Source organism: Streptomyces sp. NPDC058279, from assembly GCF_042881255.1.
Classification (GTDB): domain Bacteria; phylum Actinomycetota; class Actinomycetes; order Streptomycetales; family Streptomycetaceae; genus Streptomyces.
The window spans coordinates 378,052-402,970 of record NZ_JBHVYA010000003.1 but is presented as its reverse complement, the minus strand read 5'-3'; the positions used below and the strand labels follow the sequence as shown (position 1 = coordinate 402,970).

Genomic DNA, 24,919 nt, shown 5'->3' with positions numbered 1-24,919 from the left:
GCCGCTGTGCATCCGCGCGCTCAGGCACGAGTGCGCCGTCGGTCATCCCCGGACGGCCCCACTCGATTCGGCCGCACCCGGAACGTCTGGCCCCCCAGGCCATGCGGAGGCGCTCTACCGGAATACGGCCGTCAGCCCTGGAGGCGCGCCGTATTCTCTTAGCCGGGCCGTTCCCCGTCCGTGAGCACCCAGACATAGCAGGGCGAGTGAGGGACCGGCCGGGCTAGTTCGTCGGTCCGTCCTGGTCGGTGTTGTCCGCTCTTGGTCGGCCTGGGGCGCCCTTGGATCGCTATGGCCTCTTCCACCCATGGCCGGGCATGCGAAGCTGGACTGCGCGGGGCCCATGCAGTCGCCCACGTGAGGCGGAAAAAGAGGAGGACGCGTGACGAACCCCAGCCCGCGCGGGACGTACCTGACGATCTCGGAAGCCCTGCGGGCGAGGATCGCTGCGGGGAGCTACCCGGATGGGCTTCCGTCTGAGGCTGAGATCGGGCGGGAATTCGGCGTTGCGCGTACAACCGTCCGTCGCGCGCTTCGCGCGCTGGAGGACGCTGGCGACGTAGCCATCGTCGCCGGGGTTGGCCGCCGCGTCGGCGGCGGATCACAGGTGGCACCGTACAAGCGAATCATGATGGACCTGTTGGACCGCATCCGGACGGGCGAGCTGTCCGCCGGCGCTCGACTTCCCAGTGAGGCAGAACTCTCCGAGTCCTACGGAGTCTCGCGGGGCACCGTCCGTCGTGCCTTGCACGAGCTGGAAGGCACAGGGCACGTTCAAGCTCGTCACGGAGTCGGGCGGTTCGTGAGCCCGACGTCCTGAACCTCGACAGCGTGGGAGGTACTTGCATGCAGTTGGCCAAGTGGGCTCACGACCTCGCGGAGTCCTTGCTCGCCGAAAGCCTGCCGCAGCGGTGGGCTCATTCGCAGCGCGTCTACTCTCAGGCCCTCACGCTGGCCCCGACGCTGGGTGAGGATGCGGAGCTGCTGGCCGCAGCGGCCATCGTGCACGACGTCGGGTACGCGCGGGCCGCCGTGGACACGGGGCAACACATGATCGATGGGGCGCGTTACCTGCGGGACGTGGTGGGTGCCGGCCCTCGGCTGTGCAGCGTCGTGGCCTTCCACACGTCTTCTCCGTGGGAGGCCGCCGAGGTCGGGCTGAACGAGGCTCTGGCGGAGTTCGGTCCGGCAGAGCCCGCACTGGTCGACGCGATCACCTACTGCGACCTGACCAGCAGCCCCGTGGGCGCGCTCGTGGATCCAGCAGAGCGGTTGGCTGAGGTACTCGACCGGTACGGCCCGGATCATGTCGTGTTCCGGGCCGTGTCCGCGGCTCGACCGGAGCTGCTGGCCCGGGTCGCCCGCGTGCGTCAGTGCAGCTTCGAGAAGGAGCAGTCCAGGCTCAACTGATTAGGGGAACTGGTGAGTCGCGGAAGCCTTCCTCCAGCCGCCGGCGGGTAGTGGGTGATACATCGAGGGACTCGATATCCGCCCTCGGAATCCACCGCACCTCCAAGGATTCCGAACTTACCTTGATCTCACCGCTGACGGGTCGGGCCCGGAAGCAGAGCGAGAACTCTTGCCTCACCTCGCCGTCCGCGAACGCGATGACATGACCCGGGTCGGTGAAAATGCCCACCAGGCCCACGACGTCGACCAGGATCCCGGTTTCCTCCAGGACTTCTCGGACCACCGTTCCCGTGATGTTCTCTCCGACCTCCTGGACGCCCCCCGGCATGCCCCATCGGCCATTGTCCGATCGTCGCTCCAGCAGTACATCGCCCGCATCGTTCACGACGAACGCTGTTACCGCGGGCACGATGCTGTTGGCCTTCGGCGCGTTGGGATCGTTGAAGTAGTCAGTGCGGCGGCTCATTCTCGCCCTTCGATGGGGATAGCTTCGGACCAGACCTTTTCGAAGCTCTGCTGATACGTGGAGACCAGCTCAGCACCGGCGACCTTGCGCAGATGAAGAACCGGCGTCAGAGGTGCGCTCACCCCGTACACCTGTGTGTTCACCAGCCATTCGTCATCCGACCGGTACAACGAGTTGTGCAGAGTGGACCTGTGGAGACGGAACTCGATCCCCGAAACAGAGTAGAGGGGGCGATAGAGCTTCATAACCTCTCGAACCTTGTAGGCCACTCCCTCGCCGATTTCCTCTTCCTCGCCTCGACGTCGAATCTCCGGACTTTCAGGGTCGCCGAGCAGGATGCGTGCCCGAACACCACCCGCTGCTTTCAACCTGAGCAACTGGGCCCAGCGAGGGTTTTCGGCGAGGAACACGCCCGCGTGGACCAGCACGCCAATCTCGCGTTCCGCCCGTCCGAACAGCTGGAGCCAAAGGTCCGCCGGCACGTAGGAGCGGTGAGGGTAGACCTTCAGAACCTCGGCATCAGCAGCGTCTTTACGCTGCCCGTCCGGCAGGCCGTCCGGCCAGAGATACCCCTCGTCCTCACGCAGGAGGGCCGAGACGGCAAGGCGGTGTCGCCGGTACGGCGCCCGCCCCTTGGTGATCCAGCGCTCCACCGTCTTGGGATCTACCCCGAGGTGCTCCGCCAAGGAGTCCGCGGTGACGCCTTGCGTCAGCATCGCGGACCTTAACCGCTCGTTCGCCATCAAACCCCCAGGGACGTCCAGGGACGTGTTCGCCCGCCAGAACGCTACCGAGGACGTCCCAAGTCGTCCAGGGACGTGGTGACTTCGTCCCGCCCTTCGGCGGCACTCTGATGGCACATCGCAAGGCGGACCGGCTGAGGCGCAGAGCTTGACAGCCTCAACCAAAACCGCCACTGTGAGATACACGTTCAAGCATGTATCTCATGCTTCAGTGCGGCTACTTCGCGCTGACCTGCATGGATGAGTGCAACGAGCTGTGTACGCAAGGGGCCCGGAACGGAACGGGCCCACAGCTGAGGGCGGGGACGCTGCAATCCCGCTAAAGGCCAGGGGGCAGGGCTTCAGCCCGACTGGCGAGGTGGCCCGGTGACCGCGAGCAACGGCCGGCGTGTGGGGACGTGGTCCCCCTTGCAGTGAGAAGCCTGTGCCCATCAATTCTGGAGGTCCAAGTGATCCGCTTAAGACCCCTGGCCGCCGCCGCGCTGGACCGGCGTGGCGGCGTTGCCCGTCGCGTCGCCTGATCTGCCGCGCATGCCGCGGCCGGTTGCCTCCCCCGCCCGTCCGCCCGATCGGGCAGGACGGGCGGGGCCGAAGGGAGCCGAGTCATTTCCGCTCCACTCCAACGAAGTGCAGCCCCGGTGCTGGAACACCGGGGCTGCTGTTCGGGCCCGTTCCTCCACAGAAGGAGCAAGACCCATGAAGTCCATCGCTGCACTTCACGACGTTGTTACCCCGTGGTCCGACGGCTTGGAGCCGTCGGACGCGGAGCTGGACGCGATCGAGACCGAGATGCCCGTGGTCCTGGCCGAGGTCGAGTTGCTGGACGCGCTGATCGCCCTGCTGGACCGGCCCGCCTCCGAGTTCGACGCCCGCCGCATCCGGCGGGCCCGCAACCGGGTCCTGACCGCCCAGCGGGCCCTGGCCAACCGCACCGCCGGCGCGACGGTGTCGGGGGACGCGGCATGAGCAAGCAGATCTTCGGAGCGCAGTTGTCGTTGCGCTGCTGCGGTACCACCAAGCCGGTGAAGACGGCCGGCCCGTGCTGGCAGATGTACGTGGCCATGTCCGGTCTGGTCAGCGAGTGGCCCACGTTCACGTGGCCGACGTCCACCGCGATCCCGAGTGTTCACGCGCGGCAGGCAGCCCTGGCGTATCTCGGGTTCACGCTCGCCGAGGACGCCGCATGGGAGTGGACGGAGAGCACCGGACCGGAGTACCACCCCCACCCCATGCGGGTCCTCCTCCTGGGTTCGGTCAAGGTCCGGCCGCTGGAAAGCGGGGCGGCATGAACAGCGTTCACCTGCGTTCAGCGGAACGCGCGCTGGCCGTGGGAACGTGGCTGATCGTGGGCGGGGCGATGCTCTACTCCGTCCTCACGGTCACCCCGTTGATGGCCGCGCACACCCCCGGCGCATGGGTGTGGACGGCGCCGATTCTGCCGCTCGTGGTGGATGCGGCCGTGGTCATCGTGGTCCGCCTTGATTCCGTCCTGGCCCGTCTCGGCGGGCACGGCGGTGCCTGGCCGGTGGCTCTGCGGTGGATGACCGGCGCCATGACCCTGGCCCTCAACGTCGGGGCGTCCGCCCTGGTCGGGGACCTGGTGGGTGTCGCCATCCACTCCGTCGCACCCCTCCTGCTGATCGTGACGGCGGAGGCCGGTCTCGCCTACCGGCGGGCCCTGACCGCCGCCGTGCGGGCACTGGAAGCCGAGCAGCACGCCAAGGAGCAAGCACGGGCGAAGGCGGTCCAGGACCGCGAGGACGCCCGCGAACAGCGGGCCCGTGAACGTCGCGAGCACGAGGCGTCCATCGCTCGTGAACAGCGTGAACACGAAGCCCGCCTCATCCGCGAGGAAGCCGAACGCCAGGACCGCATCCGCCGCGAGGACCAGGCCCGGGCGGAGGCGGCTGAACGGGCAGAGCGCGAGGCCCGTGAACGCCGTGAACAGATCCGTGAACAGCAGCAGGTCGAGCGTGAACGCCTTGAACGCCAGGCCGCGCAGCAGCGCGAATTGGAGGCCCAGCAGCGGGCCGAGCGTGAACGCCGTGAACACGTCCGTGAACAGGAACGCGTCGAGCGTGAACGCGCAGCGCTGCTGTCTGCCGGAGCGCCGGCCGAGAAGCTCCCCGAGGACCGGGCCCGCGCCACCGTCCGTGCCGCGTTCGACGCCGGCCTCGCCGTCCGGGTCGCCGCGGAACTGACCGGCTGGTCCGTCGGCTGGGCCTCCACCCGCTACCAGGAACTGCGCGACGAGAACACCGCCCCCGCCCTGGAAGGAGCCAGCTCATGAGTGTTCCCGCGCGGCTTCGGGCTTTCAGTTTCGGGGGCGGCTGGCAGTCCATGGCGGCCCTGGTCCTCGCGGCGACCGGTGAGATCGACTATCGGACGTTCTTGATGGCCAACGTCGGGGACGACTCCGAGAACCCGGCCACCATGGCCTACCTCGACCAGTACGCGCGCCCCTACGCCACCGAGCACGGCCTTGAGCTGGTCCTCCTGGACCGAATCATGGTCCGGTCAAAGGAGACCCGCACCCTGTACGGGGAACTCACCCGCGAGGGCTCCCGGTCGTTGAAGATCCCGGTGCGGATGAGCAACGGGGCCCCCGGGACCCGCTCGTGCACTGCGGACTACAAGATCAAGGTCATCGGCCGGGAGCTGAAACGCCGCGGCGCCACCAAGGACCAGCCGGCCACCGTCGGGATCGGCATCAGCCTGGACGAGATCGGCCGGGCCAACAAACGCCGATGCGAGCCGTACGAGCAGATCGAGTATCCGCTGCTGGAACGCGGCATCCGCCGCATCGACTGCGCCCGCATCATCCGCTCCGCGGGTCTGCCGGTGCCGCCGAAGTCGTCGTGCTGGTTCTGCCCGTTCCACCGGCCCGAGTCCTGGCACGACATGCGCCGCGATCATCCCGACCTCTTCGAGAAGGCATGCCGGCTCGAAGACCTCCTCAACGAACGCCGCGACACCCTCGGCAAGGACCACGTCTACCTCACCCGGTTCGGCCGCCCCCTGCGGGCCGCGATCCCCGACGGCGTCGACACCCTCCCGTTCGACGACACCGACCCCGGATGCGACTCCGGCTGGTGCATGACCTGACGCCCCCTGAACTACTCAGCAAGAGCCCGGCCGCAAGCCTCCTACAGCGACGGCCGGGCCCTCTTCTCCCGTGAAGGAGCACGTTCAGCATGACCGAGACCATTACCGAACGGCAGGCTCCCCCCGAAGAATCCACCCCCGCTCCGACCTCGCCGGAGGCCGACAAGCCTGCGTCGGCCAAGGACGTTGAGCACACCCCAGGCGGATTCCCGGTGGTGCCGCTTTCCCTGTCGGGGGCGAACACCACGGCGGGTCTGCTCGCCGCCTCTGCCCTGGTCGGTGGGCCGATCGCGGCGGCGGTCGCGATGACCGGCGCCGCGGTCCTGGGCGCCGCCGCCGTTCGGCGCCGTTCCAAGGCGAAGAAGACCGCTGCGAAGCCGTCTCAGGGCTCCGGCCGGACGCCGGGCGGAAGCGGTGGCCGTGGCCTCTTGGGTCGGGTCCCCGCACAGTCCCGCACCGCACCGCGTGCCGGTGGCGGCGCCGGCGCCCGAAAGGCCGCTACCGGTGGGCAGGTCCGGCATCGTGCGGGCGGTCCCGGCGGTGGCCGGTCCGGGTCGACCGTGGGCAAGACCGGTTCGCCGTCGGCTCGTCAGCGGGCCGCCCGTGCGGCTGCGGGTCTGGCCGGTGGCCGGGCTGGTCAGGTGCAGGCGCTGCGGTCCCACGCCCGTACGCAGTCTCCGACCCGGGCCGCTGCCCGCGCGGCGACCGTTCAGGCTCGCCGCCAGGTGGCCGACGCCCGCCGTGCCGCCAAGACCGACCAGCGCGCCAACCCCACCACGGGCAAGCCGCGGGGAGTGGCGGCGCGGACCTTGGCCAAGGGCATGGGCAAGGCCGGCGCCGTTCGGGACAAGGCCGTCGGCGCCGTCCGGGCGGCACGGGATCGCAGTAGCGGCCGGGCCGTGGCCGCCGGCCGTCAGGGTGTCCGGTCGGCAGCACTCCGGGCGAGGGTCGCCCAGCTCAAGGCACCCGCCCAGAAGGCCGCCCGCAAAGCCCTGCTCCGGTCCGCCGCCCGCTTCCACGGGCGGCGGGCCATGGCCGCGCTGTGCGGGCTCCTGGCCGGAGTGGTCGGCATGGTCACCACTCCGCTCGGGCGAAAGCTCGGCTGGACGTGGCTGATGCACCCCGGCCGCCGCCTCTACCGCCTCCTCGCCGGACGCGCCCAAGCCGAGCGCGAGGCCCGGGACGAGGAGATCCGCGCCCGGCTCGACCAGGACGAGAAGACCGCCGAGCAGGAAGCGGCGGCCGAGCTGGAGCAGGACGACGAGCAGCAGATCACCGACCGGGTCGAGCGGCCCGAAGGACAGGTACCCGCACCTCCCGTCAGCGAAGGAGCACACGAGATGGACAGCACCACGTCCGGGTTCAGGTTCGAGGAACTGGCCGCCGAGATGGAGCAGGCCGCCCAGTCCTACGAGCCGGAAAGCGCGATGGAGATCCTCGCGATGATCGAGGGCCTGCCCCAGGCCCTCGCGTCGATCGCGAACATCATGCAGATCCTCGCGGAGCGCTCCGACTCGGAGTTCCCGCTGGAGAAGGAGGTCGCGGGCGGCTTCAACGACATCTACGGCGCCCTGAACTCCGCCACTGCCGTCGCCGAGGACCTGGGCGCCGTCTTCCGTCAGGCCCACGAGGCCGACATCGCCCGCCACGAGGACCCCCGCAACGGCCCCGACGCCGAGAAGGGCTGGAACGTCTGATGACCACCACTTCCGCCATCAAGCACGAGGGTCTGGCCCTGGACTGGGCCGCCGGCCACGGGCCCGTCACCGGGGCCCTTTCCGCGACCACTGGCGCGTTCGCCGTCGCCACCGTCGGCACCCTCGCCCACATGCCGCCCACCTGGGCGCTGGCGGTCGGTACGGTCGGCGCGATCGGTCACACCGCGACCGGACTGCGGCAGAAGCTGGCCGGCCGCACCATCGGCGCGCGGGCCGCGTCCTGGCTCCTGGGGTCCGGCTGGACCACCTGGGCGCTCGCGACCAACCCCCTGACCTGGACCGCGCTGGGTTCCCTCGCGGTGATCGGGGTCGGCATGGGCGCCGCCGCCCGCTCCGTCGGCTTCTACGAGGAGGCCCGCGAACTGGAAGCGCTCGCGGCGGCCGAGCGGCAGGTGGCACGGGAACTCAGCGCGGAGCGGCGGAAGATCGCCGCCGAGTGGGTTGACCGCATCGAGCGGGTCTGCCACATCACCGTTCGCGTTCTGGCGGTGGAGATGTGGCCAACCGGGGCCGGGTTCACCATCGACGCCGAACTCCCGCCCGGCGGCATCACTTACGCCAAGATCGCCACCGAGTCCGCGCGCCTGTCCGCCGACGCCCGCCTGCCGCACGGCTGCACCGCCACCGCCTCACGGGGCATCCACCAGGGACGTGTGCTCATCGACGTGACCACGGTCAACGTCTTGGAACAGGAGATGCCCTACCCGTCGAACTACGGGCCGCTGTCGGTCCTGACCGGCATCCCCTGGGGAATCCGTACCAATGCCGACGAAGTGCCGGTGTTCCTGCGCGAGCAGTGCGCGCTGGTCGTCGGCCCCACCGGATCGGGCAAGACCAACATGGTCCACACGATCCTCGCCGGTTTCGCCCGCTGCACCGACGTCATCACCTGGGTCATCGACCTCAACGCCGGATCCGCCGGCCTGCCCTGGGTCCGTACCGAGGGCACCGGCGGCGCGCGACCGGGGATCGACTGGCTCGCCTCCACCCACGAGGAAGCCCTGCTCATGCTGGACACGGCGATCCGGGTGGCCAAGCACCGCAAGATGGCCTACCAGGACCTCATGTCCGAGGCGAACACCGACCTCCTGCCGGTGTCCGCGCAGATCCCGCAGATCGAGATCGTCATCGACGAGGGCGCCGAAATCCTCGCCAGCACGGACAAGCAGCACCGGGTCCTCGCCCGGAAGATCCTGGAAGTCATCCGCATCGCCCGCGCCATGGCCCTTCGCACCGTGCTGACCGCCCTCGGCGCGACCGGCGCCGTCCTCGGGGACCTGATGATCCGCCGTGAGGCCAAGGTCCGCGCCGCCCTGACCGGCGGGGAGACCGAGGGCATGGACCTGTCCAAGCTGTTCCCCGGCTCCCGGGGACTCAAGGTCGACCAGGCCCCCTACAAGGGCGCCGGGTTCCTCGGCACCCCCGAATCCGGGATCGGCCTGTTCAAGTCCTGGCGGATCAAGCCCGCCCAGATCCGCGACATCGTCATCGCCACCTCCGACCGACACCCCCGCCTCGATGCCATCTCCGCGAAAGCCGCGGGCCCCGACTACGCCCGCCGCTGGGACCAGGCCCGCACCGCCTGGATCACCGAGCACCACACCACCCCGCCCACCGACGAAACCCCGACGCAAGGTGGGGGCCTGAACCTCTCCGCACTCCGCACCGACCCCACCCCGGCCACCCCCGCAGTTGACGCGGTCGACGCCGAGTTCGAGCGGCTCATCGGCATCGAGTTCACCACCACCCCCCAGCCCCAGACCATCGAGACTCCCCAGGAGCCGAAGGCCGAACCGTCCGGGCTGAACCTGTCCGCGCTCCGCGACGACAAGGAAATCGGGCCCTCCTGGCTCCCCGACGCCATCACCGCGATCCGCGCGGCCGGCGCCGAGGGCATGAAGCCCGCCGCCGTCGCCGACCTCGTCGGCCGCAGCCGCGAAGCCGTCCGCAAGACCCTCAAGGCCGCCGCCGAACGCGGCGAACTCCACTACCGCGACCGGGGCCCGCACTCCGTCTACGTCCACCCCGGCCACGCCTGAGCGGCCACACACCGCTACCGCCTACCGCCTACCGCCAAATTGGCAGTAACCCCCGATACAGGCCTCCTACTGCCCACCAGGCGCCTTCACCAGCCGTTTTGGCAGTAGGCAGTACCGGGTTGGCAGTAGGCAGTAGGCAGTAGCCGCACACACGCAGAGCGACCACCCACGCGGGCGGCCCCACCACCAAAGGGGCCGCCCACACCGCGTCCAGGAGCCTGCAATGCCCTATGACCACACGACCGCGAGCACCACCCCGCCCGCCCGCTACGGCGACCCGATCTACCACCCCACGCCCGTCCAGCAGCCCGTCATGCCGCTCGCGGAACTCCCGCCCGGGGTCGAGATGGTCACCCTCCCGAACGGCTGCCGCACCCTCGCCTACACCCAACCCACCTCGCCGGCGCCCGCGCCGGCCGCCCAGCCGATCCCGGCCTGGGCCAAGACCACCGCCCTCCTCGCCCCGACCCTCGGCGGCGGAATCGCCGCCGCCGGATTCGGGATCTCCTACGCCGCCCCGGGACTGATCGCCATGACCGACGCCCTCTGGGCCGCCATCGCCCTCATCGCCGCCGGCACCCTCGCCCCCCTCCTCCTCCGCGCCGGGCGCGGACCGGGCCGGGGGACCACGCCGGTGCAGCACGTCACCCAGACCATCACCGCGTCCGGGATGTTCGGCCGAGCCACCGGGACCCTCAACAACCGCTGAAAGGACTGGCCACATGAACAGGACCCGGCCCCGCTGTCGGAGCTGATCTCCGACGCGGTCGCGCTCCTCACCGGCAAACACACCGTCCGCTGTCCCCATCCCGGATGCAACGTCAGCGTCCGCTACCGAGCCGTCACCCCCGACGAGGCCAAGCGCCTGACCGACCTCGCCACCGACCACACGCGGCACTGACCAGCACAAGGAGGAGAAGCCGTGCGATTCCGCATCCACCGCACCAACTGGCCCCGTCCCGCCCTGGTCCTGACCGACACGCCCCGGCTCGACTGCCCCGACTGCCAGGGGATCGGCGGTCACAACCGCGACTACGGCGACTACTCCACCGGCGAGTACGCGGGCACCGAGTGGGAGCCCTGCCCCTGCTGGGACGAAACCCGCCGATGGGTGCTCCTCCCGCTCCCGCGCCGCCCCCTCACCACGGACCCGTCGGCCGGCGCCTACAGCGACGAACCCCCGTTCTAGCAAAGCGAAGGGCGGCCCCCGTCTCGGCAAAGTCCGGGGCCGCCCTCATCCAGCACTGCGAAAGAGAACTGGAGAGACAAGCATGACCCAACCCACCCCCAATCGGCGAGACGGCCGCGCACAGCTCTTAGCTGACGCCTTGAGCATCGCGGCCCGCGGCTGGCCCGTCTTCCCCCTCCGCCCCGGATCGAAGGTGTCCGCGCTGCACGGCGAGACCAGGTGCCCGCGTACCCGCGCCTGCGCGGACGGGCACGCCAAGCCCGAGCAGCGCGCCACCACCGACCCCGACCACATCCGGACCGCCTGGGCCACCACCCCCTACAACGTGGGCTTGGCGACCGGCCCGGCCGGGCTGGTCGTCATCGACCTCGACCCACCCAAACCGTCTGACCCGCCCGGAACCCGCAGCGGCGCCCAGATCCTCGACGCCCTGTGCGTCGCCACGGGCGAGGAGATCCCGCCCACGTTCACGGTGACCACGCCGTCCGGTGGCCGTCACCTGTACTTCACCGCGCCGGCCGGGGTCCCGATGCGCTGCACTCAGGACGTCCTCGGTCGGCACATCGACACCCGGGCCTGGGGCGGGTACGTCGTGGCTCCCGGCAGCGTGACCCCCGCCGGCGCCTATAGCGTCACCGACGACCGCCCCGTCGCCCCGCTTCCGGCCTGGTTGCAGGTCAAGCTCACCGCCCCACCCCGGATCATCGCCCGCCCTCTCAACGCCCCCTCCACGCCTGTCAGTGGTGGCCGCCGGGCCTCGTATGCCGCCGCGGCCCTGCGCAACGAGGAGAAGAACGTCGCCGACGCGCCCGAGGGACACCGGAACAAGGCACTGGTCAGGGCCGCCCGCGCCCTGGGGCGGCTGATCGCGTCCGGCGACCTCGACCGCGCGGAGGTCGAGGAGGCTCTTAGCAGGGGGGCGGAAGCGGCCGAACTCAAGCCGTACGAGTACCGCTCCGCCATCACCAGCGCCCTCAACTGGTCCATCCGCAACAACCCCGTCAGCCGGAGGACGGCATGACCGCCCGCGAACACCCCCCGGCTAACAGCCCCACAAAGACCCCCGCCGGGATCAGCCCCGCCGAACCGGCCCCCACCCCGCACGGCCCTGGCGCGCCGAAGGTCGTCGCCGAAGGCGTCCTTTCATCTGTTCGCCCTGACCCGCGCGCCGACGACGGACGCCGGCCCATCGCCTGGCTCCACATCACAGCACCCGGCCGCGGCACCACCCCCACCGTCCGGTCCTGGTGCTGGTGCGGGCGAAACCTGTTCGCCGCCGGCCAGACCCGCGCCCTGGCCCTGATCGCTGACCACGACCGCCACCGCACCACTTGCCCCCTGCGGGCCGACGACAGGAGCGCCGCCGCATGACCCTCACCACCGACCACCCCGCCCCCGCCGACACCGAGGCCCCGGAGCAGGCGTCCGAGGGAGCGGCCACCCTCGACGCGGTGGAAGCCTTCCACCGCCGCTTCAACGTCTTCCCCAGCGAAGCCGCTTACGTCGCGGTCGTCCTGTGGGACGCCCACGCCCACCTCCTCGACGCGTTCGACGCCACCCCCCGCATCGCCTTCCTGTCCCCGGAACCCGGCTCGGGCAAGTCCCGGGCCCTGGAGATCGTGGAGACCTTGGTGCCCGCGCCGATGGTGGCGGTCAACGCCTCCCCGGCTGCGCTCTTCCGAGCCGTCTCCGGTGGTGAGGGACGGCCGACGATCCTGTTTGACGAGATCGACACCGTCTTCGGGCCGAAGGCCGGGGAGAACGAAGAACTGCGCGGGTTCATCAACGCCGGCCACCGCCGCTCCGGCGTCACCTACCGATGCGTCAGCGACGGCGCAGGCAACCAAACCGTCGTCGCGTTCCCCTCGTACTGCGCGCTCGCCGTCGCCGGACTGGGGAACCTACCCGACACGATCCTGACCCGCTCCGTCGTCATCCGCATGCGCCGCCGCGCCCGTTCGGAGAAGGTCGAACCATTCCGCGCCCGCCTGCACACCACCGAAGGCCACACCCTGCGGGACCGGCTCGCCACCTGGGCCGACAACGTCCGCGAGCGCATCACCGGAGCCTTCCCCGTCATGCCCGACGGGGTCACCGACCGGCCCGCCGACGTCTGGGAACCCCTCCTCGCCATCGCCGACGCGGCCGGTGGGGAGTGGCCCGAGCGCGCCCGCCACGCCTGCACCGAACTGGTCACCGCGGCCCAGACGGACGACAAGGCCAGCACCGGAATCCGGCTTCTCACAGATCTTCGCGACCACGTCTTCGGTGACATCCCCCGCCTGCCCACCGCCGCCGTCCTCGACCAGCTCCGCTCCCTGGACGAAGCGCCCTGGGGTGACATGAACGGCCGTCCCCTCGACGCCCGCGGGCTGGGCCAGATGCTCCGCGACTACATGACCACCGACAACAAGCCCATCGTCGCCCGGAACATCAAGACCGGCGGCGCGGTGCTCAAGGGCTACTACGCCGCCGACCTCGCCGACGCCTGGAGCAGGTACTGCCCGCCCCCCGGCTTCTGAACGAGCGCTACCACCGCTACCCCCGCTACCTCGCAGGTCAGAGCACCTGCCAGAGGTAGCGGCAACCCCTGAGGTAGCGGCAAGTCACTGCTACCCCACGGGCCCCGGCCAGCAGGCCGGGGCCGTGCACTCATCCGCTACCGCTACCCCCTCCGCTACCAGGACACCCTTTCTGACCTGCGCGGTAGCGGAGTAGCGGCGGTAGCGGACATCTGAGAGGCAGAGAGGGAGGCCATCCCATGGCCCTGAGGCTCGTACTTGAGCGCCGACTTCACAGAGTCGAGGAGGCGGCGACCCTCCTAGGCGTAAAGCGATCGACCGTCTACGAACAGATCCGGATGGGCCGCCTGCGGACCGTTCGCGTAGGCCGCCGCCGACTGGTGCCTACGGAGTACATCGACGAGTACGTCGAGCTTCTCAAAACGGAAGCTCAGGAAGCCGCTTAGCAACCACAGATCCACAGAACGGGGCCGCATCCTCCCGGTGCGGCCCCGTTCCCATGTACGAAAGAGGCCACATGGACGACAAACGGGCACCCGCCCGTAAGGCAGCGAACGGTGAGGATTCGATCTACTGGGACGCCTCCAAGAACCGCTACATCGGAGCTATCTCCCTTGGGTACACGGCGGCTGGCAAGCGGCGCCGATCCAAGGTCTCCGGGGCGACCAAGACGGAGGTCCGCCGGAAGCTGAGAGAGCTCAAGAAGGATCTCGACCAGGGGGCCAAGGCCCCTGCCCACTACACGGTCAAGCAAGCCGTCGAAGACTGGCTGAGTCAGGGACTCAAGGGCAAGGCATCCACCAGCATCGACACGTATCGCAGTCTCGCAGCCACCCACATCTATCCCGAGCTGGGCGCCAGCAAGTTGCGCCTCCTCGATGCCGACGATGTGGATCAGTGGCTGGACAGCCGATCCGCTGTCCTGGCATCAACGTCCCTCCGGCTGGTCCTCTCGATTCTGCGCCGGTCGATCGCCCACGCCCAGCGCAGAGGCAAGGCCGTGCGGAACGTGGCGGACCTGGTGGATGCCCCTGAGGGCAGGGTGGGCCGACCGAGTAAGTCGCTTTCCTTCGCCGAAGCAGAGGCCATTCTCCGAGCCAGTAGGGACACCTGGATCCATACGTACGTCGTCGTGTCTCTGCTGGTGGGCACCAGGCCCGAGGAGACACGACCGCTCTCTTGGCGGCATGTCCACACAGCGCCTATGGAGGATGAGAAGCCGCACATCGATGTCTGGCGGTCCGTTCGCAGTCACGGGGACACCAAGACGCAGAAGAGTCGTCGCTCCCTCGCGATGCCCCAGCAGGTGGCCAGAGTGCTGGACGCGCATCGAACCCGCCAGCAGGCGGAAGCCAAGGCAGCCGGCCGAGAGTGGTCCGTCGACGGTCTGGTCTTTCCCACGGACGACGGCGAGTTGCGGACCGCCCTCAACGTCCGGCGTCACTTCCGTAGTCTGCTGAGGGAGGCCAAGATCGACCAGCCGCAGAAGTGGACGACCAGAGAGCTGCGCACCAGCTTCGTCTCTCTGCTGTCCGATCACGGCATGCCGATCGAGGTCATCGCGCGCATCGTCGGACACAGCGGCAGCAGCACCACCGAGCGTGTCTACCGGAAGCAACTGCGTCCCGTCATCGCAGAAGGCGCTGAGGCCATGGATGAGATTTTCGGGGAAAAGAGATCCGAGGCGCCCGCTTTTCCCCAGTCGCCGTGATTCGCACGCCGTGGCTCCCGGTTTGGCTCCCAGGGGCCGAACCGGGAGCCCTCAGCGTGCCGGTGACCTGCCAGAACGGCCCCAGGGGAGTGTGAGCGCTCGTTAGGCTCCGCTTAAGGCAGCGGTAAGCGGCCCCTCAGGAAGGGGGCTCACTTCACGTTGACCGCGGTCCAGGCAGCGGCGACCGCCTGGTACTCCGTGCCACCGCTTCCATACAGGTCCGCGGCGGCCTTGAGGGTCGCCACCCGGGCTCCGGCGTAGTCCGTCGAGGAGGTCATGTACACCGACACCGCCTTGTACCAGATCTTGTACGCCTTGGTCCGGCCGATGCCGGCCACGCTGGAGCCGTTGGCGGTCGGCGAGTTGTAGCTGACGCCGTTGATGGTCTTCGCGCCGCTGCCCTCGGACAGCAGGTAGAAGAAGTGGTTCGCGACACCGGAGGAGTTGTGGACGTCGAGGCGGCCGACGTTCTTGTCCCAGTAGTCCGCGGAGGCGCCGTCGCGGCTCGGCTTGTCCATGTACCGCAACGGCGTGCCGTTCCCGTGGATGTCGATCTTCTCGCCGATGAGGTAGTCCCCGGGGTCGGAGGGGTTGGCGGCGTAGAACTCCACCGAGGTGCCGAAGATGTCGGAGGTGGCCTCGTTGAGGCCGCCGGACTCCCGGGTGTAGCGCAGCCCCGCCGTCGAGGCGGTCAGGCCGTGCGACATCTCGTGGCCGGCCACGTCGAGCGAGGTCAGCGGCTTGGTGTTGTTCGTGCCGTCGCCGTAGGTCATGCAGAAGCAGCTGTCGTCCCAGAACGCGTTGACGTAGGCGCTCCCGTAGTGGACGCGGGAGTACGCCGCGACGCCGTCGCCGCGGATGCCCAGCCGGCCCAGTTCGTTCTTGTAGAAGTCCCACGTCACGGCGGCGCCGTACTGGGCGTCGACGGCGGCGGTCTGCCGGTTGGCGGGGGTGCCGTCCCCCCAGGTGTCGTCGGCGTCGGTGAACAGGGACCCGGTCCCGCTCGTGCCGCCGGCCAGGTCGTAGGTCTTGTGGCCGCCGCGGGCGGTGTCGTTCAGCTCGAACTGCGAGCCGTTGGCCTTCGTGCCGACGGTGACCGAGCCGCTGTACTCGCTGGCGCCGATGCCCGTCTCGATGGCGTCGTAGGAGTGGAGCACCTTGCCGCTGCGGGCGTCGGTGACGGTGTGCAGCTTGCTCGGCGTCCCGTCGTCACCGACGCCCTCGGTGACGCTCTCCCAGGCCAGTACCGGCGCTCCGCCGACGGCCCAGACGACCTTGCGGGCGCCCTTGGGGGCCGCGAGGGAAGCGGTCTTGGTGTCCACGGATATCCGGGCGCCGTAGGCCTTCGTGGTGGAGCGCGCGCCGTTCTTGGCGTGCACGACCAGGTCGCCGCCGAGAACCGGCAGACCGGCGTAAGTGCGCTCGTAGCGAGTGTGGACGGTGCCGTCCGCGTCCTTGACGACGTCCCGGGCCACGAGCCCTTCCTGGTCGCCGAGGCCGATGGCCTTCGCGGTGGACGGGGCGTCGGACTGCGCCTGGGCGATCGCGGAGGCGCGCGCCGTCCCGGTCAGCGAAACGGCCGTGGCGCCGGCCTCGCGCTCGGCGGCGGCGTTGGCGGGGCCGCTCTGCACGGCGAGCGCGACCATCGCGGCGGAGGCGACGAGGGCGGCGGCGCGGAGGGCGTGAACACGGCTGCGGGAGGTGGGGGTTGAGGACGTGGGGTGAGTCACTCGTTGCTCCTTGGCTTGCCAGTGGGGGGCAGTGGTGGAGACAGTGCCAGGAAGCCACCCCTGATTGGCAGGTGCGCAACAAGAATTTGACCTTCTCGTTGTCCGGAGAACGCAAAGCGGTGTCCGCTCGGCGGTGAATGTGCCCGGTTTCGGAAGGAGTTGCTCCGCTGCCGCCCCGGGCCCGACGGCCCCGGGGCGGCAGCGGCCGTGCCCGCGATGCGGGGCTACCCGATGCCGGGGATCTGCCGCGTGGCGAAACCGGCGCGGACGGCGTCCGCCGCGGTCTTGCCGTACATGCGCTGCGCCGTCGAGATCGTCGTCGTCCGCGCCGCGTCCGCGAAGTCGGTGTCGGCGCGAAACCCGAACCAGGCGTTGACGATGATCCGGTCGGCCGTGCGGGCCCCCAGCGCGCCCCGGATGTCGAAGAGCGCGCGCGACCAGATCTCCCCGTCCGCGTGCACCTCGCCGGCCCGATCGGCGTACACCGTGGAACCGTCGATCCGCCGCAGGCAGTGCGGGGCCGTGCTGTAGCCGGTCGAGCCCCAGTCGGCGACGCACGCCAGGTCCGTCCTGCGCGGCCGGCCGTATACGTCGTCCGCGTGCGCGGCGACCTCGACCGCGAGGTGGTCGCCGAACGCCTCGCCGATCACGCCCGCCTCCGGGGAGGCGTCGAAGCCCGGGACCTCGAACCGGTCGTCGGCGCGGTCGTAGCCGGCGGCGTCCGCGGTCCTCGCGGAAGGGCCGGTGCCCGAGCGGACGTACGCCCACTTCCCGGCCGGCGAGCCGCTGCCGTCCAGGTTGCGCAGCGAGGCCACGGCGTAGGCGGAGGCGGGCACGGCGTCGGCGCCGTCCTTGTCGTCGGTCAACGTCCGGTCGCCGCAGGACCGGACGGGGTTGCCCACGAAGACCCGGCCTGGGGGAGCGGCGTCGGCGCGGGGTTTGCCGAGGGCAGGGCCGAGACCGGACCGGCCAGGGCGAACAGCGCTGCGGTGGCGGTGCCCGCGCGGACCAGGCCGCGGGGTATGCGGCGAGCCATGGACGTCCTCCTGTAAGGAAGCGGTGGCGTGTGAGGCCGTGATCCGCGCGCACACCAACTCCGGTGCGCCCGAGACGGGAGGGAAATGACGGCGGGCGTCCGCGCACCGGGCCGGCGGCCCGGGCCCGTACCGCCGCCGAGCCCTCAGGCGAGCAGTCCCGGCAGCCCGGCCGGGGTCCTGGCCTGGGCTTCGAGGGCGTCAAGGGCCCGTACGGCCCGCGCGGCGGCCTCCGGATCGCGCGCGGCGAGGCCGCTCGCCGCGAACTCGTCCTCGTCCAGGCGCAGGACGCTCGTCCCGTCCCCGGACACCCACAGATCCAGGTCCAGGTCCTCCACGAGGATCTCGCCGTCCCGGACCACGGCGGGCCGCGTCACGTCGCAGTACCACCCCTTGAGCCGACCGTCCCCCGCGCGCACCTCCTTGACGGCGTACCAGCGGCTGCGCCAGAAGTGCTCGGTGAACACGTCGCCCGGCTCGAAGCGCACGAAGCCGAAGTCCCGTACGCCCTCTGCCGCCCAGGGCGCGCGCACGGTCAGTCGGTCGCCCGTGTCGGCGACCAGGTCGGCCGGATAGCGGATCTTGGTGCGGCCGGCCTTGACGAGGGCGACGATGAGTCGGTCGCTCACGCCGTCACTTCCTTCGGGTCCGTGGGGGCGGCGAGTCGTTTCGCGAAGCGCGTCTCGGTGGCCCGGATCTCGTAGCCGAACCACTTGTTGACGGCGAGCATCGCCGCGTTGCCCGCGTCGTTGCCGGTCAGTGCCTCGGTGCAGCCCGCCGCGAGGGCCCGGTGCAGGGAGGCGGTCTTGGCGAGCTTGGCCAGACCCCGGCCCCGGTAGGCGCGGCGCGTGCCGGTCATGGCGGAGCCGTAGCGGCCCGCCCCGTCGGTCCGCGCGGCCGAGAAGGCGGCCACGGCGCCGTCGACGAGGACGACCGTCGTCAGGTCGTGGTCGAGCGAGGGATCACGCCACACCTCGCCGAGCCAGTCGTCGTAGTCGTCCAGCTCCACCGGCAGGTCGCCCGGCTCGTCCGACGAGACCTCCGCGTCGGCCTCGTACAGCGGGCGCGGGTCGTCCGCGAACGCGGAGGCGGGACGCAGTTCGACGCCGGGCGGCAGGACGGTCGGCGCGGGCGGCAGGGTGTCCGCCGACAGCTCCAGCCGCAGGAAGTGCGCGGAGCGGCCGGCCCGGTAGCCGTGTCGTGCGGCGAAGGAGTGCTCGGCGGCCCCGTCCAGGACCCAGGCGTACGCGGTCACGGCCCCGGCGGCGGTCAGGTGGTCCTCCGCCGCGCGCAGCAGGGCACTTCCGACGCCCAGACCACGGTGGTCGGGATGCACCTGGAGGTTGACGTAGCCCTGCCCGGGCTCCGGGCTCTCGTGCGCGATGCCGACCTGGGCGGTGGCGACGGCCGGGCCGTCCGCGCCCTCGGCCAGCAGGATGCGGTACCGCTTGTCGGGGTGGGCGCAGGCGACCTCGTGGGCCACCCCCGCCGCAGTGCTGATCATGAACGGGAGGGCGGACCGGCGCAGGCGTACGACGGCCTCCGCATCCTCCCGATCGCCGGGGCGCAGGTCACGGATCGAAACGGTCATGCGGCCGACGCTAGGCGCCGGGCCGCTCTCGGCGCCTGCGAATTATCGAGGCGGTGGGGGAGAATCGGCCGCGTGACCCCGACTTCGACCCACCTCAAGATCAAGATCGACGGCGCGGCCGGCGCCGCGGCCCCCTACGAGCAACTGCGCGCGCAGATCGCGGACGGCGCACGCACCGGGCGGCTGCCGGTGGGGTTCAAACTGCCGACGGTGCGCGGGCTGGCGGAGGAACTGGGGCTCGCGGCGAACACCGTGGCCAAGGCGTACCGGGCCCTGGAGGCGGACGGCGTGATCGAGACGCGGGGGCGCAACGGGACGTTCGTCGCCGCCGCCGGGGACTCCGCCGCGCGGGAGGCCGCCGCGGCGGCCCAGGCGTTCGCGGAACGCGTCCACCGGCTGGGTCTGACCCGGGACGAGGCCGTGGCCGCGGCGGGGGAGGCGCTGCGGGCACGGTACGGCGGGTGAAACCACGCGGTAGGCGCGCAGCCCACGCGGTAGGCGTGGCGCGGCCCCGCCGCAGGAGCGGGCTCCCTCACGCCGTGCGGGAGCGGAGCCGCGCCATCAGGTGGTGTTGCATCGGCTGTCCCATGGCCTCCATCTCCTGCACCACGACCAGTTCCCCGTCCTCCAGGGTGTACCGGCGACGCATCCCGGTCACCTCCTTGGCCCGGGGGGTCAGCGACACGCTCCGGGTCGCCATCTCGAACTCCGTGCCGGACGCCCGGCCGACGTACGTCTCGACGATCCCGGTCGGGTGGGCCAGCACCACCTCCAGGGTGGCGTCGGGCATCACCCGCCACCAGCCGACCTCCCGCCCCGACGGGCGCAGGGCCGCGCCGGCCGCGTCGATCAGCCACGCGCGGGACTCGTAGCGCAGGAAGGGCCGTCCGTCGTGGCTGAAGGTGACCTCCTGCTCGTACCGGAACCCGTGCTCCAGGGTGGGGTACTCACCGCTTCCCCGGCCGTGCCAGCGCCCGATGAGCGCCAGCACGGGGCGCAGCTGCGGGTGGGGCTCCGGGCCCTCGCCGAGGACGGAGGTGTCGGGGAAGGGATTCTCCTGCGCCGGTTCGAGCACGTGGGACTCCTGTTCGGTATGCCCGGGGGCGCCGGGCACGGCGGGGCGTGGTCGTCGGCGCCATTGTCGTCGTCCCGGGGCCGCCGGGGCGGGACCTACAGGTAGAGCCCCGGCTCCGCGCCGTGGCCCTGCGGCGGCAGGAGGGCCGCCGTCGGGCCCGTACCGCGGCGCAGGGCGAAGAGTTCGGCCAGCGTGGCGCCCTCGCGGGAGACGCCCTCGTCGGTACCGAGCCAGTCCGCCGCCTCACGGTGCGTCAGCCGTCCCACCTCGATCCGGGCCAGGCAGCGGCCCGGCCGGACCACCGCCGGGTGCAGCCGCTCCAGGTCCTCGTTGGTCGTCACCCCGACCAGGACGTTGCGGCCCTGGCCCAGCAGGCCGTCCGTCAGGTTCAGCAGCCGGGACAGCGCCTGACCGGCCTGGTGGCGGGCCTCGCCGCGGATCAGCTCGTCGCAGTCCTCCAGCAACAGAAGCCGCCAGCGGCCCTTGGCCGTGCCCTCGTCCTCGCCGATCGCGATGTCCATCAGGTAGCCCACGTCGTTGAACAGCCGCTCCGGGTCCAGCACGCAGTCCACCTGGCACCACTCCCGCCACGACCGGGCCAGCGTCCGCAGCGCGGAGGTCTTCCCCGTCCCCGGCGGCCCGTGCAGCAGGAGCAGCCGGCCCGCGATGTCGTCCGGGGTCACCTTCATCAGCCGGTCCATCGCCTCCGCCACCGGCGCGGTGTAGTTGGGCCGCACCTCGGCCCAGGTACCCGCCGCGATCTGCCGGGTCGTGCGGTAGGGGCCGCGGCGCGGGGAGACGTACCAGAAGCCCATCGTGACGTTCTCCGGCTGCGGTTCGGGCTCGTCCCGCGCCCCTTCCGTCGCCTCGCCGAGCACGCCCGCGGCCAGTTCGTCGCTGACGGCGGTCACCGTCACGTCCGCGCCCCGGCTCCAGCGCGACACGAGCACGGTCCAGCCCTCGCCCTCGGCGAGGGTGGCGCTGCGGTCGGTGTCGCGCGCCGAGCGCAGCACGCTCGCGCCGGGCGGCAGCAAGGTGGCCTCCGCCTTGACCCGTTCGATGGAGACGCTGTGCGAGTACGGCTGCTCGCCGGACGAGAACCGGCCGAGGAACAGGGCGTCGACGACATCCGACGGCGAGTCGCTGTCGTCGAGGGTGAGCCGGATCGGCAGCGCGTCGTGCGGGTTGGCTGACATGGCGCCCATGATCCGGCACGAACTGGCCTCCCGCACCCGTCTTTCGCCGGAACGGGTGCCCGGGTCGGCTCTTCAAACCCCTCGTCGGTGAAGGTTCGGAGCGGACTCCACTCCGAACATTCTTGGCATGAACACTTCCAGCCGGGCCGTGCTCGCTGTACCAACGACTCAGGAGTAACCCCCACTAGGAGCCGCACACATGAGCAAGAGCCTGTCGCGCTTCGCCACCCTCACCTCCGCCCTCTTACTCGCCGCAGGTGCCACCCTGTTCGGCGCGGGCCAGGCGGCCGCCTCCGCCCAGGCCGACTTCGGCTACGTAGCCCTCGGAGACTCGTACTCCTCCGGCGTGGGCTCCGGCAACTACGACAGCGGGAGCGGCAACTGCAAGCGCACCTCCCGCGCCTACCCGGCCCTGTGGGCCGCCGCCCACTCCCCGCAGACCTTCTCGTTCGTCGCCTGCTCGGGCGCCCGGACGGGTGACGTCCTCTCCGGCCAGCTCGGCCCGCTGAACTCCGGCACCGACCTCGTCAGCATCACCATCGGCGGCAACGACGCCGGATTCTCCGACGTCATGACGACCTGTGTGCTCCAGTCGGAGTCCACCTGCGTCAACCGGGTCAACCAGGCCAAGGCGTACGTGGACTCGACCCTCCCCGGTCAACTCGACCAGGTCTACAACGCCATCACCGGCCGCGCCCCCGCCGCCCACGTGGTGGTCCTCGGCTATCCCCGCTTCTACCAGCTCAACGGCTCCTGCGTCGCGGGACTGACCGAGGGTGAACGCAGCGCCATCAACGGCGCCGCCGACTACCTCAACGCCGCCATCGCCAAACGCGCCGCGAACCACGGCTTCACCTTCGCCTCGGTGACCGGCGCCTTCACCGGACACGAGATCTGCTCCGGCAGCGCATGGCTGCACAGCCTGAACTGGGCCGACATCGGCGAGTCCTACCACCCGACCGCCACCGGGCAGTCGAGCGGCTACCTGCCCGTCTTCGCCGGCAAGGCGTAACGCCCCGACCGGCCGCTACGGCGTGCTCCCCGAGTCCGGTGTCCGGCTCGGGGAGGCGGAGGGGGCCGGTGGAACGGAGGAGGAGGCCCCGGGCGCCGGGGTCTCCTCCTCGCACGTGAGGGAGAAGTCCAGCCACGCCGAGACCGCCCGCGCGGGCCGGCGCACCTCCAACCGGACGGCGTCGTCCGAGCCGGCACCGGCCCCGCGATCGGATTCGGTGTGGTCGAACCGCCGGGTCCGCGCGCCGCCGGCCTCGTAGGTGACGCTCTGCCAGCCGGCGTCCGAGCCGGCCGCGCCGCGCGTCACCCAGCGGTACTCCACCTCGGCGGGGACGGCGTCCACCTCGATGGTCCCGGTGAAGGCGGGCGCGTCGGCCGGGCTAGGCGGGCAGCCGCCGCGGTAGCCGCCGTGCACGGTGTGGACGTACAGCGTCACCTTCGGCGCGGGCGTCGGGCTGCCGCTCGCCGAGGGCGAGGCGGAGGGCGAGGCGGAGGACGAGGCGGAAGGCGCGGGCGACGGACCCGTGGAGGCGGCCGCCGTGCCCGGGGCGCCGTTCCCGCCGCTGCCACCGTTCGCGCCCGGTTCCGCGTCGTGGTCGAGCAGCAACCACCCCAGTGTCACCACCGCCAGCAGCAGCACCACGATCCCGGCGGTCAACACCAATACGGCCCACTCCCGTTGGGCCCGCGGAGCCGTGTCACGCGGGGCGAGGGGGGCGAGGGGTGTCGTGGGGGCCGGGCCGTAGGGGCCCGTCCCCGGGGCCCGTCCGTACAACGGGGCCGTCGACGCGTCCGGCCCCGCCACCGGACCGCCCGGATGGCGTACGGTCCCGCCCGCGCCGATCACCCGAAGCATCCGGGTGGCCTCCGCCGCCGACAGCCGCTCGGCCGGCTCCTTGCGCAGCAGCCCCTCCAGTACGGGCGCCAGCGGCCCGGCCCGGCGCGGCGGCGGCAACTGGTCCTCCACCACCGCCCGCAGTGTGGTCAGCGGGGTGTCCCGGCGGAACGGCGAGACTCCCTCGACGGCCGCGTACAGCAGCACGCCGAGCGACCACAGGTCCGACGCCGGCCCCGGGCCGCGACCCAGCGCCCGCTCCGGCGCGAGGAACTCGGGGGACCCCACGACCTCCCCGGTCATCGTGAGGGCGGAGGAGCCCTCCAGGCTCGCGATGCCGAAGTCCCCGAGGAGCACCCGGCCGTCGTTGGCGATCAGCACGTTGGCCGGCTTCACGTCCCGGTGCACCACCCCCGACTCGTGCGCGGAGCGCAGCGCGGCCAACACCTGTTCGCCGATGTGCGCGGCCCGCTGCGGGGCCATCGGCCCCTCGCCCTCCAACACCTCCGCCAGTGAGAGCCCGCGCACCAGCTCCATCACGATCTAGGGGCGGCCCTCCTCGGTCACCACGTCGTAGACGGTCACGACCCCTCGGTGCGAGACCCGCGCCGCCGCCCAGGCTTCCCGTTCCAGCCGCCGGTACATCCGCTCGACCTCGGCCGCGTCCAGACCTGCCGGCGCCCTGACCTCCTTCACCGCGACCTCGCGGCCGAGCACCTCGTCCCGGGCCCGCCAGACGATGTCCATGCCGCCCCGGCCCAGCGGATCCAACAGCCGGTACCGGCCGGCGACGACACGCCCGTCCCCCTCCACGTTCCCGCTCACCCGAGCCCCCCGTCTCCGTCACCGGATGATCACTCCAAGTTACCGCAGCGGGCCCGCGTTGACACGGGTGGTGACAGGACCGCCGCGAGGAGGCCCCGGGGGCGGGTCGGGCCCCCTCCGGCCTGTGCGGAGAGTGATCGCCGACTGCGCTGAGTAATCGTCAACTCCCCGTAGGTATAGGGGTAATTCACACCACCGGGATACCCGGGGGCGACCCGGGGGCGATAGGGTTAACCTGCCCGGGCCGGGTGCCCTCGTACGGGTGGGGAGAGACATGGAACAGATAGCAATGCGCAGCAGGCCGCCCCGCGTGCCTGCCATCACCTGCGGCAGCAGCGCGACCAGTTCGCGCCTCGACCGCCACCTCGCCGTGCTGGGCGGACCCGCCGTCCCGCACCACGAGGCCGCGGAGGCGACGCTGCTGATGCGTGAACTCACCTCCCGCGACCACACGCACGTCCAGCGGAGCCGGAGCGCGCGCGTCGCGCTGTTCGCGCCGCTGCGCCGGCTGCGGCGCACCCTCTTCGGCAGCCGCCGCTCGTAACCGTCCCCGAGAGGCGGCCGGTCGGTCCGGCCGCAACCCCCCGGCCCCGTCTTGTCCACGGCCCGTTCATGGCCCGTCCACGGTCCGCACTCCGGTCGCTCGGCGCCCCGGTGTTGCCGATGCCCCGATGTCCCGGTGTCCCCGCGCGTGCTCGCGCCGGGACACCGGGAGGCCG

Annotated in this window: 28 protein-coding genes; 18 read left to right on the top strand and 10 right to left on the bottom strand. The window is 71.2% G+C overall.

The features are described from left to right. Positions 1–382 precede the first annotated feature (382 nt). Together ACFVXJ_RS09390 and ACFVXJ_RS09385 are read left to right on the top strand one after the other, a co-directional pair. Positions 383–820, top strand: coding sequence for a GntR family transcriptional regulator (locus ACFVXJ_RS09390; protein ID WP_389660873.1), 438 nt, complete (start codon positions 383–385; stop codon positions 818–820). A gap of 26 nt (positions 821–846) precedes the next feature. Continuing rightward, positions 847–1,410, top strand: a complete 564-nt coding sequence (locus tag ACFVXJ_RS09385; protein WP_389660871.1) for an HD domain-containing protein — start codon at positions 847–849, stop codon at positions 1,408–1,410. Here ACFVXJ_RS09385 and ACFVXJ_RS09380 read toward each other — a convergent pair. Beyond that, positions 1,403–1,876, bottom strand: a complete 474-nt coding sequence (locus tag ACFVXJ_RS09380) for an NUDIX domain-containing protein (RefSeq protein WP_389660869.1) — start codon at positions 1,874–1,876, stop codon at positions 1,403–1,405. The genes ACFVXJ_RS09385 and ACFVXJ_RS09380 overlap by 8 nt on opposite strands. Then, a complete protein-coding gene (locus tag ACFVXJ_RS09375; protein WP_389660867.1) occupies positions 1,873–2,619 on the bottom strand; it encodes a helix-turn-helix domain-containing protein in 747 nt (248 codons plus the stop codon). The genes ACFVXJ_RS09380 and ACFVXJ_RS09375 overlap by 4 nt, the downstream gene beginning before the upstream one ends. A 696-nt stretch (positions 2,620–3,315) precedes the next feature. Here ACFVXJ_RS09375 and ACFVXJ_RS09370 point away from each other — a divergent pair. The 13 genes from ACFVXJ_RS09370 (at position 3,316) to xerC (ending at position 14,903) form a co-directional block, all read left to right on the top strand. Then, entirely contained in the window at positions 3,316–3,585 is a 270-nt protein-coding gene (locus ACFVXJ_RS09370; protein WP_389660866.1) for a DUF6284 family protein, read from the top strand. Next, entirely contained in the window at positions 3,582–3,908 is a 327-nt protein-coding gene (locus ACFVXJ_RS09365) for a DUF6303 family protein (protein WP_389660864.1), read from the top strand. Before ACFVXJ_RS09370 ends, ACFVXJ_RS09365 begins: the two co-directional genes overlap by 4 nt. Then, entirely contained in the window at positions 3,905–4,909 is a 1,005-nt protein-coding gene (locus ACFVXJ_RS09360; protein WP_389660862.1) for a DUF2637 domain-containing protein, read from the top strand. Before ACFVXJ_RS09365 ends, ACFVXJ_RS09360 begins: the two co-directional genes overlap by 4 nt. Next, positions 4,906–5,724, top strand: coding sequence for a phosphoadenosine phosphosulfate reductase (locus tag ACFVXJ_RS09355; RefSeq protein ID WP_389660860.1), 819 nt, complete (start codon positions 4,906–4,908; stop codon positions 5,722–5,724). The genes ACFVXJ_RS09360 and ACFVXJ_RS09355 overlap by 4 nt, the downstream gene beginning before the upstream one ends. 89 nt (positions 5,725–5,813) lie before the next feature. After that, complete coding sequence (locus tag ACFVXJ_RS09350; RefSeq protein ID WP_389660858.1) at positions 5,814–7,421, top strand: hypothetical protein; 1,608 nt, start codon at positions 5,814–5,816, stop codon at positions 7,419–7,421. Further along, positions 7,421–9,481 (top strand): hypothetical protein, encoded by a 2,061-nt coding sequence (locus ACFVXJ_RS09345; protein ID WP_389660856.1) that lies wholly within the window; start codon positions 7,421–7,423, stop codon positions 9,479–9,481. The genes ACFVXJ_RS09350 and ACFVXJ_RS09345 overlap by 1 nt, the downstream gene beginning before the upstream one ends. A gap of 223 nt (positions 9,482–9,704) precedes the next feature. Then, the gene (locus ACFVXJ_RS09340; RefSeq protein ID WP_389660854.1) at positions 9,705–10,190 is read left to right on the top strand and encodes a hypothetical protein; all 486 of its coding nucleotides are present in this window, start codon (positions 9,705–9,707) and stop codon (positions 10,188–10,190) included. Positions 10,191–10,403: 213 nt separating this feature from the next. Further along, positions 10,404–10,670 (top strand): hypothetical protein, encoded by a 267-nt coding sequence (locus ACFVXJ_RS09335; RefSeq protein ID WP_389660852.1) that lies wholly within the window; start codon positions 10,404–10,406, stop codon positions 10,668–10,670. Between the two features lie 139 nt (positions 10,671–10,809). After that, entirely contained in the window at positions 10,810–11,691 is an 882-nt protein-coding gene (locus tag ACFVXJ_RS09330) for a bifunctional DNA primase/polymerase (RefSeq protein ID WP_389660850.1), read from the top strand. Continuing rightward, entirely contained in the window at positions 11,688–12,041 is a 354-nt protein-coding gene (locus ACFVXJ_RS09325; RefSeq protein ID WP_389660848.1) for a hypothetical protein, read from the top strand. The genes ACFVXJ_RS09330 and ACFVXJ_RS09325 overlap by 4 nt, the downstream gene beginning before the upstream one ends. Further along, complete coding sequence (locus ACFVXJ_RS09320) at positions 12,038–13,192, top strand: DUF3631 domain-containing protein (RefSeq protein ID WP_389660846.1); 1,155 nt, start codon at positions 12,038–12,040, stop codon at positions 13,190–13,192. The genes ACFVXJ_RS09325 and ACFVXJ_RS09320 overlap by 4 nt, the downstream gene beginning before the upstream one ends. A 239-nt stretch (positions 13,193–13,431) precedes the next feature. Then, on the top strand, positions 13,432–13,638 hold the full coding sequence (locus tag ACFVXJ_RS09315) for a helix-turn-helix domain-containing protein (protein ID WP_389660844.1): 207 nt from the start codon (positions 13,432–13,434) through the stop codon (positions 13,636–13,638). Between the two features lie 71 nt (positions 13,639–13,709). Beyond that, complete coding sequence (gene xerC, locus ACFVXJ_RS09310) at positions 13,710–14,903, top strand: tyrosine recombinase XerC (protein ID WP_389660842.1); 1,194 nt, start codon at positions 13,710–13,712, stop codon at positions 14,901–14,903. 149 nt (positions 14,904–15,052) lie between these two features. On the opposite strand, the gene ACFVXJ_RS09305 is transcribed toward xerC, so the two are convergent. The 4 genes from ACFVXJ_RS09305 to ACFVXJ_RS09290 form a co-directional block, all read right to left on the bottom strand. Then, positions 15,053–16,549, bottom strand: a complete 1,497-nt coding sequence (locus ACFVXJ_RS09305) for a M4 family metallopeptidase (protein WP_389661014.1) — start codon at positions 16,547–16,549, stop codon at positions 15,053–15,055. Between the two features lie 308 nt (positions 16,550–16,857). Then, positions 16,858–17,535, bottom strand: a complete 678-nt coding sequence (locus tag ACFVXJ_RS09300; protein ID WP_389660840.1) for a hypothetical protein — start codon at positions 17,533–17,535, stop codon at positions 16,858–16,860. Positions 17,536–17,813: 278 nt separating this feature from the next. After that, complete coding sequence (locus ACFVXJ_RS09295; protein ID WP_389660838.1) at positions 17,814–18,296, bottom strand: DUF402 domain-containing protein; 483 nt, start codon at positions 18,294–18,296, stop codon at positions 17,814–17,816. Then, positions 18,293–19,258: a GNAT family N-acetyltransferase gene (locus ACFVXJ_RS09290; protein WP_389660836.1), complete on the bottom strand. Its 966-nt coding sequence runs from the start codon at positions 19,256–19,258 to the stop codon at positions 18,293–18,295. Before ACFVXJ_RS09290 ends, ACFVXJ_RS09295 begins: the two co-directional genes overlap by 4 nt. 72 nt (positions 19,259–19,330) lie before the next feature. Between ACFVXJ_RS09290 and ACFVXJ_RS09285 the strand changes: the two genes are divergently transcribed. Further along, positions 19,331–19,723: a GntR family transcriptional regulator gene (locus ACFVXJ_RS09285; protein WP_389660834.1), complete on the top strand. Its 393-nt coding sequence runs from the start codon at positions 19,331–19,333 to the stop codon at positions 19,721–19,723. A 67-nt stretch (positions 19,724–19,790) separates the two neighbouring features. On the opposite strand, the gene ACFVXJ_RS09280 is transcribed toward ACFVXJ_RS09285, so the two are convergent. Together ACFVXJ_RS09280 and ACFVXJ_RS09275 are read right to left on the bottom strand one after the other, a co-directional pair. Further along, positions 19,791–20,333, bottom strand: a complete 543-nt coding sequence (locus tag ACFVXJ_RS09280; RefSeq protein ID WP_389660832.1) for an FABP family protein — start codon at positions 20,331–20,333, stop codon at positions 19,791–19,793. Positions 20,334–20,428: 95 nt separating this feature from the next. Continuing rightward, on the bottom strand, positions 20,429–21,529 hold the full coding sequence (locus ACFVXJ_RS09275) for a DUF5925 domain-containing protein (protein WP_389660830.1): 1,101 nt from the start codon (positions 21,527–21,529) through the stop codon (positions 20,429–20,431). A 199-nt stretch (positions 21,530–21,728) separates the two neighbouring features. On the opposite strand from ACFVXJ_RS09275, the gene ACFVXJ_RS09270 reads away from it, so the two are divergent. Further along, on the top strand, positions 21,729–22,541 hold the full coding sequence (locus tag ACFVXJ_RS09270; RefSeq protein ID WP_389660828.1) for an SGNH/GDSL hydrolase family protein: 813 nt from the start codon (positions 21,729–21,731) through the stop codon (positions 22,539–22,541). A gap of 15 nt (positions 22,542–22,556) precedes the next feature. Here the strand turns inward: ACFVXJ_RS09270 and ACFVXJ_RS09265 are convergent, their stop codons facing one another. After that, entirely contained in the window at positions 22,557–23,903 is a 1,347-nt protein-coding gene (locus ACFVXJ_RS09265) for a protein kinase (RefSeq protein WP_389660826.1), read from the bottom strand. 15 nt (positions 23,904–23,918) lie between these two features. Continuing rightward, positions 23,919–24,200: a hypothetical protein gene (locus ACFVXJ_RS09260; RefSeq protein ID WP_389660824.1), complete on the bottom strand. Its 282-nt coding sequence runs from the start codon at positions 24,198–24,200 to the stop codon at positions 23,919–23,921. Between the two features lie 274 nt (positions 24,201–24,474). On the opposite strand from ACFVXJ_RS09260, the gene ACFVXJ_RS09255 reads away from it, so the two are divergent. After that, positions 24,475–24,744: a hypothetical protein gene (locus ACFVXJ_RS09255; RefSeq protein WP_136214965.1), complete on the top strand. Its 270-nt coding sequence runs from the start codon at positions 24,475–24,477 to the stop codon at positions 24,742–24,744. Positions 24,745–24,919 lie beyond the last annotated feature (175 nt).

Bases quoted from the DNA above. Each gene is read 5' to 3' on its own strand.
- ACFVXJ_RS09385 (WP_389660871.1), top strand. From the start codon at position 847: ATGCAGTTGGCCAAGTGGGCTCACGACCTCGCGGAGTCCTTGCTCGCC.
- ACFVXJ_RS09380 (WP_389660869.1), bottom strand. From the start codon at position 1,876: ATGAGCCGCCGCACTGACTACTTCAACGATCCCAACGCGCCGAAGGCC.
- ACFVXJ_RS09375 (WP_389660867.1), bottom strand. From the start codon at position 2,619: ATGGCGAACGAGCGGTTAAGGTCCGCGATGCTGACGCAAGGCGTCACC.
- ACFVXJ_RS09370 (WP_389660866.1), top strand. From the start codon at position 3,316: ATGAAGTCCATCGCTGCACTTCACGACGTTGTTACCCCGTGGTCCGAC.
- ACFVXJ_RS09365 (WP_389660864.1), top strand. From the start codon at position 3,582: ATGAGCAAGCAGATCTTCGGAGCGCAGTTGTCGTTGCGCTGCTGCGGT.
- ACFVXJ_RS09360 (WP_389660862.1), top strand. From the start codon at position 3,905: ATGAACAGCGTTCACCTGCGTTCAGCGGAACGCGCGCTGGCCGTGGGA.
- ACFVXJ_RS09355 (WP_389660860.1), top strand. From the start codon at position 4,906: ATGAGTGTTCCCGCGCGGCTTCGGGCTTTCAGTTTCGGGGGCGGCTGG.
- ACFVXJ_RS09350 (WP_389660858.1), top strand. From the start codon at position 5,814: ATGACCGAGACCATTACCGAACGGCAGGCTCCCCCCGAAGAATCCACC.
- ACFVXJ_RS09345 (WP_389660856.1), top strand. From the start codon at position 7,421: ATGACCACCACTTCCGCCATCAAGCACGAGGGTCTGGCCCTGGACTGG.
- ACFVXJ_RS09340 (WP_389660854.1), top strand. From the start codon at position 9,705: ATGCCCTATGACCACACGACCGCGAGCACCACCCCGCCCGCCCGCTAC.
- ACFVXJ_RS09325 (WP_389660848.1), top strand. From the start codon at position 11,688: ATGACCGCCCGCGAACACCCCCCGGCTAACAGCCCCACAAAGACCCCC.
- ACFVXJ_RS09320 (WP_389660846.1), top strand. From the start codon at position 12,038: ATGACCCTCACCACCGACCACCCCGCCCCCGCCGACACCGAGGCCCCG.
- ACFVXJ_RS09315 (WP_389660844.1), top strand. From the start codon at position 13,432: ATGGCCCTGAGGCTCGTACTTGAGCGCCGACTTCACAGAGTCGAGGAG.
- xerC (WP_389660842.1), top strand. From the start codon at position 13,710: ATGGACGACAAACGGGCACCCGCCCGTAAGGCAGCGAACGGTGAGGAT.
- ACFVXJ_RS09305 (WP_389661014.1), bottom strand. From the start codon at position 16,549: ATGGTCGCGCTCGCCGTGCAGAGCGGCCCCGCCAACGCCGCCGCCGAG.
- ACFVXJ_RS09290 (WP_389660836.1), bottom strand. From the start codon at position 19,258: ATGACCGTTTCGATCCGTGACCTGCGCCCCGGCGATCGGGAGGATGCG.
- ACFVXJ_RS09275 (WP_389660830.1), bottom strand. From the start codon at position 21,529: ATGTCAGCCAACCCGCACGACGCGCTGCCGATCCGGCTCACCCTCGAC.
- ACFVXJ_RS09270 (WP_389660828.1), top strand. From the start codon at position 21,729: ATGAGCAAGAGCCTGTCGCGCTTCGCCACCCTCACCTCCGCCCTCTTA.
- ACFVXJ_RS09255 (WP_136214965.1), top strand. From the start codon at position 24,475: ATGGAACAGATAGCAATGCGCAGCAGGCCGCCCCGCGTGCCTGCCATC.